Below are 15,449 nucleotides of genomic sequence, written 5' to 3'. Positions count from 1 at the left end.
CGTCTCTCCTGTGCTCACAGCTGGCCGACGTCGGTGACCCGCACGACGGCACGGCCCTCCGCGTCGGAGGCGGTCAGGTCGACCTCGGCGCTGATGCCCCAGTCGTGGTCGCCGTTCGGGTCGTCGAAGATCTGGCGGACCCGCCACAGCTCGTTCTCCGGCTGCTCGTCGATGATCAGCAGCTTCGGGCCGCGGGCGTCGGGACCGGTGCCGAGTTCCTCGTACTCGTCCCAGTACTTGTCCATCGCCTCGCCCCACGCGTCCGCGTCCCAGCCGGACTCGGCGTCCATCTCGCCCAGCTCGTCCACCTGGTCGAGGGCGGCGAGTTCCACCCGGCGGAACATGGCGTTGCGGACCAGGACCCGGAAGGCGCGGGCGTTGGCCGTGACCGGCTTGACCTGGTCGGCCTTCTCCTGGGCCTCCTCGGCGGTCATCTCCTCCGGGTTGGCCAGCTGCTCCCACTCGTCCAGCAGGCTGGAGTCGACCTGGCGCACCGTCTCGCCCAGCCAGGCGATCAGGTCCTCCAGGTCCTCCGACTTCAGGTCGTCGGGGATGGTGTGCTCCAGCGCCTTGTAGGCGCTCGCGAGGTAGCGCAGCACGATGCCCTCGGTGCGCGCCAGCTCGTAGTGGGACACCAGCTCCGTGAAGGACAGCGCCCGCTCGTACATGTCCCGGACCACGGACTTCGGCGACAGCGGGTGGTCGCCGACCCAGGGGTGGGACTTGCGGTACGTGTTGTACGCGTGGAAGAGCAGCTCCTCCAGCGGCTTGGGATAGGTGATGTCCTGGAGGCGCTCCATGCGCTCCTCGTACTCCACCCCGTCGGCCTTCATCGCGGCGACCGCCTCGCCGCGCGCCTTGTTCTGCTGGGCGGCGAGGATCTGCCGCGGGTCGTCCAGCGTGGACTCCACCACGGACACCATGTCCAGCGCGTACGACGGCGACTCGGGGTCCAGCAGCTCGAACGCGGCCAGCGCGAACGTGGACAGCGGCTGGTTCAGCGCGAAGTCCTGCTGCAGGTCGACGGTGAGACGCACGATGCGCCCCTCCGCGTCCGGCCGGTCCAGCGTCTCGACGATGCCGCCGTCCAGCAGCGAGCGGTAGATGGCGATCGCCCGCCGGATGTGCCGCAACTGCTGCTTGCGCGGCTCGTGGTTGTCCTCCAGCAGGCGGCGCATCGCCTCGAAGGCGTTGCCGGGCCGGGCGATCACCGACAGCAGCATGGTGTGGGTGACGCGGAAGCGGGAGGTCAGCGGCTCCGGTTCGGACCCGATGAGCTTCTCGAAGGTCTGCTCGCTCCACGCGACGAAGCCCTCGGGCGCCTTCTTGCGCACCACCTTGCGGCGCTTCTTCGGGTCGTCGCCCGCCTTCGCCAGCGCCTTCTCGTTCTCGATGACGTGCTCCGGCGCCTGGGCCACCACGAAGCCCTCGGTGTCGAAGCCGGCCCGCCCGGCGCGCCCCGCGATCTGGTGGAACTCCCGCGCCCGCAGTGTGCGCACCCGGTTGCCGTCGTACTTGGTGAGCGCGGTGAACAGCACCGTGCGGATGGGCACGTTGACGCCCACGCCGAGGGTGTCGGTGCCGCAGATGACCTTCAGCAGACCCGCCTGCGCCAGCTTCTCCACCAGCCGCCGGTACTTGGGCAGCATGCCGGCGTGGTGCACCCCGATACCGTGCCGCACGTAACGGGAGAGGTTGCGGCCGAACTTGGTGGTGAAACGGAAGTTGCCGATCAGGTCGGCGATCCGGTCCTTCTCCTCCCGCGTGCACATGTTGATGCTCATCAGCGCCTGCGCCCGCTCCACGGCCTGCGCCTGTGTGAAGTGCACGATGTACACCGGCGCCTGCCGGGCCTCGAGCAGATCGGTCAGCGTCTCGGTGAGCGGGGTGTACCGGTACTCGTACGACAGCGGTACGGGCCGGGTCGCCGAGCGGACCACGGCGGTGGGCCGGCCGGTGCGCCGGGTGAGGTCCTTCTCGAAGAAGGAGACGTCGCCGAGCGTCGCCGACATCAGCACGAACTGCGCCTGCGGCAGCTCCAGCAGCGGGATCTGCCAGGCCCAGCCGCGGTCGGCTTCGGCGTAGAAGTGGAACTCGTCCATCACGACCTGGCCGACGTCGGCGTCCTTGCCGTCGCGCAGCGCGATCGACGCGAGCACCTCGGCGGTGCAGCAGATCACCGGGGCGTCGGCGTTGACGGACGCGTCACCGGTGAGCATGCCGACGTTCTCGGTGCCGAAGATCTTGCACAGCTCGAAGAACTTCTCCGACACCAGGGCCTTGATGGGGGCCGTGTAGAAGGTGACCTCGTCCCGGGCCAGCGCCGCGAAGTGGGCGCCCGCGGCGATCATGCTCTTGCCGGAGCCGGTGGGCGTCGAGACGATGACGTTCGCCCCCGACACCACCTCGATCAGCGCCTCCTCCTGGTGCGGATAGAGAGTGAGACCGCGCTCCTGCGCCCACGACTCGAAGGCTTCGTAAAGGGCGTCGGGGTCGGCGGTCGGCGGCAGCTGATCGATAAGGGTCACCACCCTATTTTGCCTGCCCACCCGTCCGATGCGGGAATCGGCTGTCGGCTCGAAGATCACTACCGCTACGCTGTGTCGCCGGCGCAGCGTCTCCGTCCCCGGTCAACAGGGCGGCGGCACAAGAGGAATGGGGCGGGCACAGGCGATGATGGGACCAGCACACTCACTGTCGGGCGCCGCGGCCTGGCTCGGGGTCGGAGCGGCGACGTCCGCGGCCGGACGCCCGATGCCCTGGCCGGTGCTGCTGGCCGGTGCGCTGATCTGCGCGGGGGCCGCCCTCGCCCCGGACCTGGATCACAAGGCCGCCACCATCTCGCGGTCCTTCGGTCCCGTGTCCCGCCGGCTGTGCGAGATCGTCGACAAGCTGTCCTACGCGGTCTACAAAGCGACGAAGAAGCCGGGCGATCCCCGTCGCTCGGGCGGTCACCGGACCCTCACCCACACCTGGCTGTGGGCGGTCCTCATCGGCGGCGGCACCTCGGCCCTGGCGATCTACGGCGGCCGCTGGGCGGTCCTGTTCATCCTCTTCGTGCACATGGTGCTGGCCATCGAGGGCCTGCTGTGGCGGGCGACGCGCGGCTCCAGCAGCGACGTGCTGGTGTGGCTGCTGGCAGCGACCAGCGCCTGGATCATCGCGGACATCCTCGACGAGCCCGGCAACGGAGCCGGCTGGCTGTTCACCGAGCCGGGCCAGGAGTACCTGTGGCTCGGCCTGCCGATCGTCCTCGGTGCGCTGGTGCACGACATCGGGGACGCGCTGACCGTCTCCGGCTGCCCGATCCTGTGGCCCATACCCGTCGGCCGCAAGCGCTGGTACCCGGTCGGCCCGCCGAAGGCGCTGCGGTTCCGCGCGGGCAGCTGGGTGGAGCTGAAGGTGCTGATGCCGGCGTTCATGCTGCTGGGCGGGGTGGGCTGCGCGGCGGCGCTCAACGTCATATAGACGCCGACGCCCATAGACGCCGACGCCCATGGACGCCGACGCCCAAGGACGCTGTACGGCACACACAGCCGGCCGCCGGTCAGCCGCCGCCCTCACGGCTCTCGCCGCCGTACCGGCGCTCGAAGCGGGCGACGCGGCCTTCGGTGTCCACGGTCCTGGCCTTGCCCGTGTAGAACGGGTGGCTCTCCGAGGAGATCTCCACGTCCACCACCGGGTAGGTCTCACCGTCGTCCCACTCGATGGTCTGCTCGCTGGACGCGGTGGACCGGGTGAGGAAGGCGTATCCGGCGGCCCGGTCCCGGAAGACGACCGGGTGGTAGTCGGGGTGCTTGTCCTGCTGCATGGGTGCTCCTCGGGCGGTCGGGTTCCGCGTCGCGGCCGGGCAGGTCGGGGTCAGCCGGGCAGACCGTCCTCGTCGACGATGTGCACGGCGGCCTCCTCGGCGGAGGCGGCGGCGCCGTCGATGCCGACGTCGCTGGCGACCAGCGCCTCCTCCTCGTCCTCGTGCACCCCTTCGTCGGGGGCGACGAGCCGGCCGGAGCGTACGGCACCGACCTCGTTGTCCAGGAGTTCCCCGTCGGTGCCGGAGGAATCACCGAGGCCGTCGCCGTCCGGCACGACCAGGTCCGGCAGCTCCTCGGCCAGCCGCTGGTCCAGCGTCTCGCCCCGGTGCCGCTCGGCGGCGGTCACGCCGTAGTGCTCCACGGCCCAGGGCCGCTCGGGAGGCGACCAGCCCCGGTCGAGGGGATCGTCGACATCGTCGGTCTCCAGCGTGTCCTCGGCGTCCAGCAGACCGGCGTCGTCCTGGATCTCGGACGCGTCGGGCTGGTAGACGTCGTCTCCCCAACCGTCAACGCTGTTCACGGACACCTCCAGGGGTGGGGCGGGCAGCGTCGCCCGCCGTGGCCCGCGCCGGGCCGGCTCCACGGGCACCGGATCCGCCCGGACCCGCTCCACCGGACTCCGGGCGCCCCCGAGCCGATGCCTGCTTCCAGCCTTCCACTGCATCTCCCGACCCCGCAACGCCACCCGTCGTGACCGGCGGACGCCGGTCCGCCGTCCCGAACGGGGCCGGTGCCTGCCGGCGAGGGGTGGCCCACGGCAAGGCGCCACACCGGCGCGCGGGGGCGCAGGACGGTGCCTGCCTCAGGGGAGGGGCCGAGGACGCGTCCGCCTCGGGAACACCCCCGCCCCTGAAACACCCTCGCCGCACGGGCGCCCCGTGACCGACGGCCCCGGGGACGTGCCCCGCTCACCCGTGCCAGGAACGCCACAGGGCCGCATAGGCTCCGCCCGCCGCGACCAGTTCCTCATGGCTGCCCAGCTCGCTGATGCGGCCGTCCTCGACGACGGCGATCACATCCGCGTCGTGGGCCGTGTGCAACCGGTGGGCGATGGCCACGACGGTCCTTCCGTCGAGAACCCGGGCCAGACTGCGCTCCAGGTGGCGCGCCGCGCGCGGGTCGAGCAGCGAGGTCGCCTCGTCGAGGACCAGCGTGTGCGGGTCGGCCAGCACCAGCCGGGCCAGCGCGATCTGCTGCGCCTGCGCCGGGGTGAGCGCGAACCCGCCCGAGCCGACCTCCGTGTCGAGGCCGTCCTCCAGCGCCCGCGCCCAGCCGTCCGCGTCGACCGCGCCGAGCGCCGCCCACAGCTCGGCGTCCTCCGCGCCGGTGCGGGCGAGCCGCAGGTTGTCGCGGAGGGAGCCGACGAAGACGTGGTGTTCCTGGTTGACCAGGGCGACGTGGGAGCGGACCCCTTCCGCGGTCATGCGGGACAGCTCCGCGTCGCCGAGGGTGACGCGTCCCTCCCGGGGCGCGTAGATCCCCGCGAGCAGCCGGCCCAGCGTGGACTTGCCGGCGCCCGAGGGCCCCACCAGGGCCATCCGCGTCCCCGGCGGCACCTCGAGGGACACCTCGCGCAGGACGTCCACGCCCTCCAGGTAGCCGAAGCGCACGGCGTCCGCCCGCACCCGGCGCCCCTCGGGCGTCACGGCGGGGTCCCCCGCGTCCGGCTCGATGTCCCGCACGCCGACCAGCCGGGCCAGCGACACCTGCGCGACCTGCAGCTCGTCGTACCAGCGCAGGATGAGTCCGACCGGGTCCACCAGCATCTGCGCGATCAGCGCGGCCGTCGTGAGCTGGCCGACGCCGGTCCAGCCCTGGAGCACGAACACCCCGCCGATCATCAGGACCGATCCGAGCACCGTGACGTGGGTGATGTTGACGACGGGGAACAGCACCGAGCGCAGCCACAGCGTGTAGCGCTCCCAGGCCGTCCACTCCCGCACCCGCTGGTCCGTCAGCGCCACGCGGCGCGGTCCGAGGCGGTGCGCCTCCACCGTCCGCCCGGCGTCCACGGTCTCGGCGAGGGCGGCGGCCACCGCCGCGTACCCGGCGGCCTCCGAGCGGTAGGCGCCCGGCGCCCGGCGGAAGTACCAGCGGCATCCCACCACCAGCAGCGGCACCGCGACCAGCACCGCCGGCGCCAGTTCCGGCGCGGTGACGACCAGGCCGCCGAGGAGCAGGGCCGCCCACACCACGCCGATCGCCAGCTGGGGCACGGCCTCGCGCATGGCGTTGCCGAGCCGGTCGATGTCGGTCGTGATGCGCGACAGCAGGTCTCCGGTGCCGGCCCGTTCCAGCACGCCCGGCGGCAGCCCCACCGACCGCACCAGGAAGTCCTCGCGCAGGTCCGCCAGCATCCGCTCGCCGAGCACCGCCCCGCGCAGCCGCACCTGCTGGACGAACCCCGCGTGGACCACCAGAGCGGCCGTGAACAGCGTCGCGGTGAGCCCCAGGTGCAGCTCCCGTTCGCCGGACGAGACCCGCTCCACGAGCCCGCCCAGCAGGTACGGCCCGGCCATCGAGGCGATCACCGCCACCGTGTTCACGGTGACCAGCAGCAGGAAGGCCCGCCGGTGCCGGCGCAGCAGCTCGGCCACGTACGCGCGCACGGTCGCGGGCGCCCCCACCGGCAGCGTGCCGGCCGTGGTCGGGGCCGCCGGGTCGTACGCCGGTGGCGCCACGCCGATCATGCCGTCTCCTCGATCTCTTCGAGCTCTTCCAGTTCCTCGAGGCCGTGCGGGACCCTGTCCGCGCGCAGCCCGCCGACGTCGGCGCGCAGCCCGGCCGGCGTCGGCTCCTCCTCCGTCTCGCGGGTCACCACGGCCCGGTACCGGGGCTCGGTGCACACCAGCTCGCGGTGGCCGCCGACCGCGACGACCGTGCCGTCGTGCAGGAACACCACCCGGTCGGCGCGGTCCAGCAGCAGCGGGGACGAGGTGAACACCACGGTGGTGCGCCCGGCCCGCAGGTCGCGCACGCCCTGCGCGACGCGTGCCTCGGTGTGCGAGTCGACGGCGGAGGTGGGTTCGTCCAGGACCAGCACCTCCGGGTCCGTGACCAGCGACCGCGCGAGCGCGAGCCGCTGGCGCTGCCCGCCGGACAGCGACCGTCCGCGCTCGGTGATGCGGGCGTCCATCGGATCCCCGGCGCCCAGCGACCCCTGCACCAACGCCGCCAGTACGTCCCCGCACTGCGCGGCCTCCAGCGCCGCCCGCGGGTCCACCGCGCCGGACGCGGGCACGTCGAGCAGCTCCCGCAGCGTGCCGGAGAGCAGTACCGGGTCCTTGTCCTGCACCAGCACGGCCGTGCGGGCGCTGTCCAGCGGCAGTTCGTCGAGGGGTGTCCCGCCGAGCAGCACCGAGGCGCCCTCGTGCGCGGCGTGCCCGCCGATCCGTTCGGCCAGCCGCCCCGCCGCGTCCGGGTCGCCGCACACCACGGCGGTGAGCAGCCCGGACGGGGCGAGCAGCCCCGTCTCCGGGTCGTAGAGGTCGCCCGCGGGGATCTCGGCGGCGCGCGTTCCGGCGGTGTCCGTGGCCCGCTCCAGCGACAGCACCCGCGCGGCCCGCCGGGCCGAGGGGCGCGAGAAGGAGTAGGCCATCGCGATCTCCTCGAAATGGCGCAAGGGGTAAGTGAGGAGCATCACCGAGCTGTAGACGGTGACCAGCTCACCGACGGCGATCCGGCCGTCGCGGGCCAGGTGGACGCCGTACCAGACCACCGTGATCAGCAGCAGGCCCGGCAGCAGCACCTGCACGGCGGCGATCAGCGACCACATCCGCGCGCTGCGCACGGCGGCGTGGCGGACCTCCTGCGACGCGCGCCGGTAGCGGTCGAGGAACAGGTCCTCGCCGCCGATGCCGCGCAGCACCCGCAGCCCGGCGACGGTGTCGGAGGCCAGCTCGGTGGCCCGTCCGGCCTTCTCGCGCTGGACGTCCGCCCGCCGGGTGGCCGTGGGCAGCAGCGGCAGCACCGCGAGCGCCAGTACGGGCAGTCCGACGGCGACGACGGCACCGAGGGCGGGCTGGTAGGCGAGGAGGCCGACGGTGACCGCGACGACGGTGACCGCGGCGGCGGTGAACCGTGACAGGGCCTCCACGAACCAGCCGATCTTCTCCACGTCACCGGTGGAGACGGCGACGACCTCGCCCGCGGCCACCCGCCGGGTCAGCACCGAGCCCAGCACGGCGGCCTTGCGGCCCAGCAGCTGCTGCACGCGCGCGGCGGCGGTGATCCAGTTGGTGACGGCGGAGCGGTGCAGAAAGGTGTCGCCGACCGCGTTGCCCACGCAGGCCAGCGCCATCAGCCCGCCGGCCAGCGCGAGCCGCCCGCCGGAGCGGTCGACCGCGGCCTGGACCGCGACACCGACGCAGAACGGCAGCGAGGCCACGGACGCGAAGTGCAGCAGGCCCCAGGCCAGCGACTTCAGCTGTCCGGTCAGCTGGTTGCGGAAGAGCCACCACAGGAATCGAGGGCCCGAGCGGGCGTCGGGCACGCCCGGATCGGGGTACGGAAGGTCGTGAATCTGCATGGCGTCCCAGGGGCTCGGAGCAGGAGCCGCGGCCGTCCTCGGACGGCCGCAGCAAACCGTGACAGGTTGGCTCCGCCGCCCAGCCGCGGGCAACCGGTTTTTCCCGGCCACCGCCCCGCGCGCGGAGCTCCGGCCCGGCCGGGAGCCCGAGCGGGAACGTCAGCCCTTGAGCCCGCCCGGCCGCTCGGCCGGCCCCTCCCCGCAGGGCGGGTCCGAAACCCCGTCGACCAGTGTGTCCAGCAGCTCCCCGAGCTGCTCCCGCTCCCGTTCCCCCAGCGGAGCGAGGATCTCCGCCGCGGCCGCCCGCCGCGCCGCGTGCAGTTCGCGGAGCGCCTCGCGCCCCTCGTCGGTCAGCTCGATGCGGATCACCCGCCGGTTGACCGGATCCGGGACCCTGCGTACCTTGCCGTGCGCCTCCAGCCCGTCGACCAGTGTGGTCACCGCGCGGGGCACCACTTCCAGCCGCTCCGCGAGGTCGGCCATGCGGGGCGGCGAGCTGTAGTGCGCGAGGGTGCGCAGCAGCCGGGACTGGGCAGGAGTGATGCCGAGCTCGCGCCGCTCCAGATGGCGCTTCTGGATGCGGTGCACCCGGCGGGTGAGCCGGAGCAGCTGCTCGGCCAGCAGGCCGTCGGGGTCGGGGGCGGTCATGCGGGAACATTATCAGGATGCCGTTCATTGTGAGTGCAGGTAACAATGAACGTTGTTCGCCGAACCGGTCCGGACGCCCGGCCGACTCACCGCGCACCCCGAAGGAGACCATGCACCCCGACCACGCACCCGCATGGACGCCGCCCGCCGGAGCCGAGCAGGAACCCCGGCAGGTGCGGCGCATCCTGCGCCTCTTCCGTCCCTACCGGGGCCGCCTCGCGATCGTCGGACTGCTCGTCGGGGCGTCGTCGCTCGTCTCGGTCGCCTCGCCGTTCCTGCTGAAGGCGATCCTCGACGTCGCCCTGCCCGAGGGCCGCACCGGCCTGCTCAGCCTGCTGGCGCTGGGCATGATCCTCAGCGCCGTGCTGACCAGCGTCTTCGGCGTGCTGCAGACCCTGATCTCCACGACCGTGGGCCAGCGCGTCATGCACGACCTGCGCACCGCCGTCTACGGACGCCTGCAGCGCATGTCGCTCGCCTTCTTCACCCGCACCCGCACCGGCGAGGTGCAGTCCCGCATCGCCAACGACATCGGCGGCATGCAGGCCACCGTGACCTCCACGGCGACCTCCCTGGTCTCCAACCTCACCAGCGTGGTCGCGACGATCGTGGCCATGCTCGCGCTCGACTGGCGGCTGACGGCCGTGTCGCTGGCGCTGCTGCCGGTCTTCGTCTGGATCAGCCGCCGCGTCGGCAACGAACGCAAGAAGATCACCACCCGGCGCCAGAAGCAGATGGCCGCGATGGCGGCCACGGTCACCGAGTCGCTGTCGGTCAGCGGCATCCTGCTCGGCCGCACGATGGGCCGCTCCGACTCGCTGACCGCCGCCTTCGCCGACGAGTCCGAGCGGCTGGTCGACCTGGAGGTGCGGTCGAACATGGCGGGCCGCTGGCGGATGGCGGTCATCACGATCGTCATGGCCGCCATGCCGGCGGTCATCTACTGGACAGCCGGCCTCGCCCTGCACTCGGGCGGACCGGGGGTGTCGATCGGCACCATCGTCGCGTTCGTCTCGCTCCAGCAGGGCCTGTTCCGCCCGGCGGTGAGCCTGCTCTCCACCGGCGTGCAGATCCAGACCTCGCTCGCCCTCTTCCAGCGCATCTTCGAGTACCTCGACCTGCCCGTCGACATCACCGAGCGCGAGGACCCGGTGCGCCTGGAGCGCGTGAAGGGCGAGGTCCGCTTCGAGCGCGTCTCCTTCGGCTACGACGGCAAGGGCGGCCCGGTCCTCGACGGCATCGACCTCACCGTCCCGCCGGGCGGCAGCCTCGCCGTCGTCGGCCCGACCGGCGCCGGCAAGTCCACGCTGGGCCACCTGGTACCCCGGCTGTACGACGTCACGGGCGGGCGGGTCACCCTCGACGGGGTGGACGTGCGGGACCTCGACTTCGACACCCTGGCCCGCGCGGTGGGCGTCGTCTCCCAGGAGACGTACCTCTTCCACGCGTCGGTCGCGGACAACCTGCGCTTCGCCAAGCCCGACGCCACCGACGAGGAGCTGCACGCGGCGGCGAGGGCCGCGCAGATCCACGACCACATCGCGGCCCTGCCGGACGGCTACGACACCGTCGTCGGTGAGCGCGGCCACCGCTTCTCCGGCGGGGAGAAGCAGCGCCTCGCGATCGCCCGGACCATCCTGCGCGACCCTCCGGTGCTCGTCCTCGACGAGGCCACGAGCGCGCTGGACACCCGCACCGAGGCGGCGGTGCAGGCGGCCATCGACGCGCTGTCGGCCGACCGCACCACCCTCACCATCGCCCACCGGCTCTCCACGGTCCGCGACGCCGACCAGATCGTGGTCCTCGACTCCGGGCGCGTGGTCGAACGCGGGACCCACGAGGAGCTGCTGGAGCGCGGCGGGCGTTACGCGGCCCTCGTACGACGGGACGCCCGACTGGAGCCGACAAGCTGAAAATATGCCGGGTTTGTGACGTTATGAGGGTTACCGTGCCCGCATGCAGACGAACACTCCGTCACGGAACCCGATCCGACTGACGCGCCGCGGCCGTTTCGCCCTGGCGACGCTCGGGGCCGTCGTGGCCGGCACCGCCGTGGCGGTGCCGCTGCTGATCATGGGCGACGAGGAGGAGCCCCGCCCCGACACCCTGGTGGTCCCCGCGGGATGGCGGGCCGGCCAGGTCTACGCCGCCATCGACAAGGCCCTCGACCTCCCCGCCGGGACGACCGAGAAGTCCCTCGCCAAGGCGGGCCTGAAGCTGCCGGACGAGGCGGAGGGCAACCCCGAGGGCTATCTCTTCCCGGGCACGTATCCGCTCCCGGAGAACACCACCCCGCAGAAGCTGCTGGCCCGGATGGTCGACAAGGCCGACAAGGCGTTCAACGGCGCCCCCGTCGCCGCCGGGGCGCAGCGCAACGCGATGAACGTCTACCAGGCGGTCACCGTCGCCAGCATCGTCCAGGCCGAGGCTGCCACGAAGTCCGACATGGGCAAGGTGGCCCGGGTCGTCTTCAACCGGCTGGAGCGCGGCATGCCGCTGCAGATGAACTCCACCGTCGACTACGCCCTCAACCGGACCAAGGCCCGCGCCACCCCCGCCGACACCGGGATCGACAGCCCTTACAACTCCTACCGGCGCATGGGGCTGCCGCCGACCCCCATCGACAACCCCGGGGAGGACGCCGTGCGCGCCGCGATCAATCCCACCCCGGGCGACTGGCTGTACTTCGTCACGGTCCGGCCGGGGGACACCCGCTTCACCGCGGACCTCGCGGAGCACCAGCGCAACGTGGCCGAGGCGGAGGCCGAACGGAAGAGGACCGCCGAGACGTCCGCCCGGCCCTCCGCCGGGTGACCGCCGTTCAGGCCGCGGCGGTCGGCTCCCCGGCCAGCAGCCGCCTGATGTCCCGGACCGCCGCGCGCCCCGCGCGGTTGGCGCCGACGGTGCTGGCGGAGGGGCCGTAGCCGACCAGGTGGATCCGCGGGTCGGCGACCGCCCGGGTGCCCTCCACGCGGATCCTTCCGCCCGGCTCCCGCAGCCGCAGCGGCGCGAGATGGTCCAGGGCGGGCCGGAACCCGGTCGCCCACAGGATCACGTCCGCCGCCGCACGGCGTCCCCCCGCCCACACCACGCCGTCGGGCTCGATCCGGTCGAACATGGGCCGCCGGTCGAGGACTCCGTCCGCGAGCCCGCGCCGGATCGCGTCGTTCAGCGGCAGTCCCGTCACGGAGACCACGCTGCGCGGCGGCAGCCCCTGCCGGACGCGCTCCTCGACGAGGGCCACGGCCGCACGGCCCGCGTCCTCGTCGAAGGGCTCCTCCCGCCAGACGGGCGGCCGCCGCGTCACCCAGGTGGTGGCCGCCGCGTACGGCGCGATCTCCAGCAGATGCTGGGTGCCGGACGCGCCGCCGCCCACCACGACCACCCGCAGCCCGGCGAACGCCTCCGGGCCCGGATACCGCGCGGTGTGCACCTGCCGTCCGCGGAAGGTTTCCTGACCCGGGTAGCGGGGCCAGAACGGCCGGTCCCAGGTGCCGGTCGCGTTGATCAGCGCCCGGGTCGCCCAGACGCCCCGCGAGGTCTCCACCAGCAACCGTCCGCCGGGCCCCTCCCGCACCGCGCGCACGTCCACCGGACGGCGCACCCGCAGGTCGAACGTCCGCTCGTAGCGGTCGAAGTACTCGCTGATCACCTCGGAGGAGGGCCGCCGCGGATCGGCGTCCGTCAGCTCCATCCCGGGCAGTGCGTGCATCCCGTGCACCTTGCCGTACGTCAGCGACGGCCAGCGGAACTGCCAGGCACCGCCGGGGCCGGGGGAGTGGTCCAGCACCACGACGTCGCGGCCCGGCTCGAAGCCGGCCCGCCGCAGGTGATAGGCGCTCGACAGGCCGGCCTGCCCGGCGCCGACGACGACCACCTCGACCTCGCGCACACTGTTCACACTTCCGCCAACACCCCGGCCGTGGCGGATCTTCCCGGACGCGCTCCGCCGGGAACCGCGCCGAGTGCGTCAGGATGGGGTCATGTCCGACGCCTTCACCACCCGAGTCCTGAACCTCACCACCGGCTCCGCCGAGCGGGTCGTCGACATCACCGGCGACTGCGAGGCCTTCCTGCGGGAGGCCGCGGCCGGCCGGGACGGCCTGCTCAACGTGTTCGTCCCGCACGCCACCGCCGGCATCGCCGTCATCGAGACCGGCGCGGGCAGCGACGACGACCTGCTCTCCGCGCTGCACACCCTGCTGCCCGCCGACGACCGCTGGCAGCACCGGCACGGCAGCCCCGGCCACGGCCGCGACCACGTCCTGCCCGCCTTCGTCCCGCCCCACGCGACGCTCCCGGTGATCAACGGCCGCCTGGAACTGGGCACCTGGCAGTCCGTGTGCCTGGTCGACACGAACCGGGACAACCCCGACCGCAAGGTCCGCCTCAGCTTCCTCGGCTGACCAGGAGCCTTCGACCGGGGCGCGTGCCGCCGCTTCTCCGGGCCATGCGTGCTCGAACGGGGACAAGAAGGGCGCGGTACGGACCCTCGTGCGGCCGAATGTCCTTGTGGCGGATGCGGCAAGTACCCGCTCGGAGTGCGGCGGCTGTCGCGCGTGAAGCTGGCGACGTCTTCGCCTGAGCGCCAGCGAGAAGACGTGCTCACTGCCGCCGCCTCCGTCGGGGCGCACATCATCGGCTGGGCGGACGACTGGGAGGTCTCCGGCGCCACGGACCCCGTGACCCGCCCCAGCCTGGGCCCGTGGCTCCGTGACGAAAGGGGCCCCTACGACGGCTTGGTCGCGGCAGCGGTGGACCGGCTCGGCCGCAATGTCGTCGACTGCCTGAACACCGGCTACAAGATGCGGGACGAGAAGAAGATGCTCGTCACGTACGGGCACGACGGGGCCTGGAACCTCGACGACCCCGCCGACGAGAACCGCTTCACCATGGAAGCCTGGGGCGCGCAGATGGAACTGCGTGCGATCCAGCGCCGCAACCGTGACGCCACCGTCAAGACCCGTGCCGCCGGCCGTCCGAAGGGCAAGCCGTCGTACGGCTTCCAGTACGTGCGGAAGGTGATGGGAGGAAAGATCGATCAGGTCCAGCTGCACCCGCACGCCTCCGAAGTGTTGCGGGAGGTCGCCCGCCGCATCCTGGCCGACCCGGACAACGTCACCTGCAGCAGTGAGGCCGCGCGTCTCAACCGTGCCGGGGAACTGTCACCGGCGGATCACCTGGCGGTGATGTACGGCAAGCCGGCAGGAGGCCGGCCCTGGTCCCCGCAGAGCCTGAAGAACATCCTTCTGTCGGAAGCCACCCTCGGGTACCTGATGCACCGCAACAAGCCCGTCCTCGGAAGGGCGGACGGCAATCCCGTACGACTCTGCGAAGGACTGTGGGAACGAGCCACGCACGAGGCGCTCCGGAGCGCCATCCTCTCCCGGAAGGCCCCTTGGACCCGCCGTTCCAACCGTGAATACCTGCTGACCACGGTCGCCCTGTGCGGACAGTGCCATACGCGCCTTTACACCCAGACGTCGAAGGACGCCCCTCCGCGCCACACCTGCACGGCACGGAACAAGGGCTGGCCGCAGGCACAGCACTGCCGGTCCGCCCCGCTCATTAAGACGTCGTCTCATTTGGGGTGTTGGGTAGTCTGCATCACGTGGTGATGGTCGAGCGCATGGTGCCGGACGAGTTGTGGGAGCTGTTCCAGCGAGTGGTGCCCCCTGCTCCATCACGGCCGCAGGGCGGTGGTCGGCGCCGGTACGGGGATCGTGAGGTGCTGGCCGCGATCGTTTTCGTGGCTACGACGGGCTGCACATGGCGGCAGTTGCCGCCGGTCTTCGGCCCGTCGGGGCCGACTGCACACCGGCGCTTCACTGAGTGGTCCGCCGCTCGGGTCTGGGCGAAGCTGCACCGGCTCATCCTCGATGAACTGGGCTCGCGCGGGGAGCTGGACTGGTCGCGGTGCGCGATCGATTCGGTGAACATACGGGCCATGAAAGGGGGGACCTGACGGGTCCGAATCCTGTGGACCGGGGCAAGAAAGGGTCGAAGATCCACTTGATCACCGAGCGGACCGGTCTGCCCCTCTCCATCGGGATCTCCGGCGCCGATCTTCACGACAGCCAGGCACTCGAGCCGCTCGTGCGGGGCATCCCGCCGATCCGCTCCCGCCGCGGACCCCGTCGACGCCGCCCCGCCAAACTCCACGGCGACAAGGGCTACGACTACGACCACCTGCGGCGATGGCTCCGCAAGCGAGGCATCCGGCACCGCATCGCCCGCAAGGGCATCGAGTCGTCCACCCGGCTGGGCCGGCACCGCTGGACGATCGAGCGCACCATGTCCTGGCTGGCCGGCTGCCGCCGCCTGCACCGCCGCTACGAACGCAAGGCCGAGCACTTCCTGGCCTTCACCGCCATCGCCTGTAGCCTCATCTGCTACCGCAGACTCACCAAATGAGACGACGTCTAAGCCTGAGCGGGCGAAGCAACGCTGCGAGAAGAGAG

13 protein-coding genes are annotated in these 15,449 nt (G+C 72.3%); 6 read left to right on the top strand and 7 right to left on the bottom strand.

Going from position 1 to position 15,449, the window contains the following annotated elements; all coding sequences use genetic code 11:
* Positions 1–14 precede the first annotated feature (14 nt).
* Positions 15–2,528, bottom strand: coding sequence for a DEAD/DEAH box helicase (locus tag ACWH4W_RS25535; protein WP_473078193.1), 2,514 nt, complete (start codon positions 2,526–2,528; stop codon positions 15–17).
* Positions 2,529–2,673: 145 nt separating this feature from the next.
* On the opposite strand from ACWH4W_RS25535, the gene ACWH4W_RS25530 reads away from it, so the two are divergent.
* On the top strand, positions 2,674–3,468 hold the full coding sequence (locus ACWH4W_RS25530) for a metal-dependent hydrolase (RefSeq protein WP_473078192.1): 795 nt from the start codon (positions 2,674–2,676) through the stop codon (positions 3,466–3,468).
* Between the two features lie 79 nt (positions 3,469–3,547).
* On the opposite strand, the gene ACWH4W_RS25525 is transcribed toward ACWH4W_RS25530, so the two are convergent.
* From ACWH4W_RS25525 to ACWH4W_RS25505, 5 genes are all read right to left on the bottom strand, one after another.
* Positions 3,548–3,811, bottom strand: a complete 264-nt coding sequence (locus ACWH4W_RS25525; RefSeq protein WP_473078191.1) for a type B 50S ribosomal protein L31 — start codon at positions 3,809–3,811, stop codon at positions 3,548–3,550.
* A gap of 50 nt (positions 3,812–3,861) precedes the next feature.
* Positions 3,862–4,332 carry a DUF5709 domain-containing protein gene (locus ACWH4W_RS25520; RefSeq protein WP_473078190.1) on the bottom strand — a complete coding sequence of 157 codons (471 nt, stop codon included), beginning with the start codon at positions 4,330–4,332 and terminating at the stop codon, positions 3,862–3,864.
* 388 nt (positions 4,333–4,720) lie between these two features.
* Positions 4,721–6,502, bottom strand: coding sequence for an ABC transporter ATP-binding protein (locus tag ACWH4W_RS25515; RefSeq protein WP_473078189.1), 1,782 nt, complete (start codon positions 6,500–6,502; stop codon positions 4,721–4,723).
* Positions 6,499–8,340: an ABC transporter transmembrane domain-containing protein gene (locus ACWH4W_RS25510; RefSeq protein WP_473078188.1), complete on the bottom strand. Its 1,842-nt coding sequence runs from the start codon at positions 8,338–8,340 to the stop codon at positions 6,499–6,501. The genes ACWH4W_RS25515 and ACWH4W_RS25510 overlap by 4 nt, the downstream gene beginning before the upstream one ends.
* A 159-nt stretch (positions 8,341–8,499) precedes the next feature.
* Positions 8,500–8,988 carry a MarR family winged helix-turn-helix transcriptional regulator gene (locus ACWH4W_RS25505; RefSeq protein WP_473078187.1) on the bottom strand — a complete coding sequence of 163 codons (489 nt, stop codon included), beginning with the start codon at positions 8,986–8,988 and terminating at the stop codon, positions 8,500–8,502.
* Positions 8,989–9,098: 110 nt separating this feature from the next.
* On the opposite strand from ACWH4W_RS25505, the gene ACWH4W_RS25500 reads away from it, so the two are divergent.
* Complete coding sequence (locus tag ACWH4W_RS25500) at positions 9,099–10,901, top strand: ABC transporter ATP-binding protein (protein WP_473078186.1); 1,803 nt, start codon at positions 9,099–9,101, stop codon at positions 10,899–10,901.
* A 43-nt stretch (positions 10,902–10,944) separates the two neighbouring features.
* Positions 10,945–11,802, top strand: a complete 858-nt coding sequence (gene mltG, locus ACWH4W_RS25495; protein WP_473078185.1) for an endolytic transglycosylase MltG — start codon at positions 10,945–10,947, stop codon at positions 11,800–11,802.
* A 7-nt stretch (positions 11,803–11,809) separates the two neighbouring features.
* Here the strand turns inward: mltG and ACWH4W_RS25490 are convergent, their stop codons facing one another.
* Entirely contained in the window at positions 11,810–12,889 is a 1,080-nt protein-coding gene (locus ACWH4W_RS25490; protein WP_473078184.1) for an FAD-dependent oxidoreductase, read from the bottom strand.
* An 82-nt stretch (positions 12,890–12,971) separates the two neighbouring features.
* On the opposite strand from ACWH4W_RS25490, the gene ACWH4W_RS25485 reads away from it, so the two are divergent.
* The 3 genes from ACWH4W_RS25485 to ACWH4W_RS25475 all read left to right on the top strand — a co-directional run bounded on the left by ACWH4W_RS25485 (position 12,972) and on the right by ACWH4W_RS25475 (position 15,402).
* Positions 12,972–13,394, top strand: a complete 423-nt coding sequence (locus ACWH4W_RS25485; RefSeq protein ID WP_473078183.1) for a secondary thiamine-phosphate synthase enzyme YjbQ — start codon at positions 12,972–12,974, stop codon at positions 13,392–13,394.
* Positions 13,395–13,442: 48 nt separating this feature from the next.
* A complete protein-coding gene (locus ACWH4W_RS25480) occupies positions 13,443–14,606 on the top strand; it encodes a recombinase family protein (RefSeq protein ID WP_473078182.1) in 1,164 nt (387 codons plus the stop codon).
* Positions 14,606–15,402 (top strand): IS5 family transposase gene (locus ACWH4W_RS25475; protein ID WP_473079261.1). Its coding sequence is split into 2 segments (ribosomal slippage): positions 14,606–14,941 and positions 14,944–15,402, totalling 795 coding nucleotides; the frame shifts between segments, so codons are not numbered across the junction. The genes ACWH4W_RS25480 and ACWH4W_RS25475 overlap by 1 nt, the downstream gene beginning before the upstream one ends.
* Positions 15,403–15,449: the final 47 nt, after the last annotated feature.

Source organism: Streptomyces sp. DSM 120436 (genome assembly GCF_055778765.1).
The sequence above is the reverse complement of the archived record's forward strand: the minus strand, read 5'-3'. Positions and strand labels throughout refer to the sequence as shown.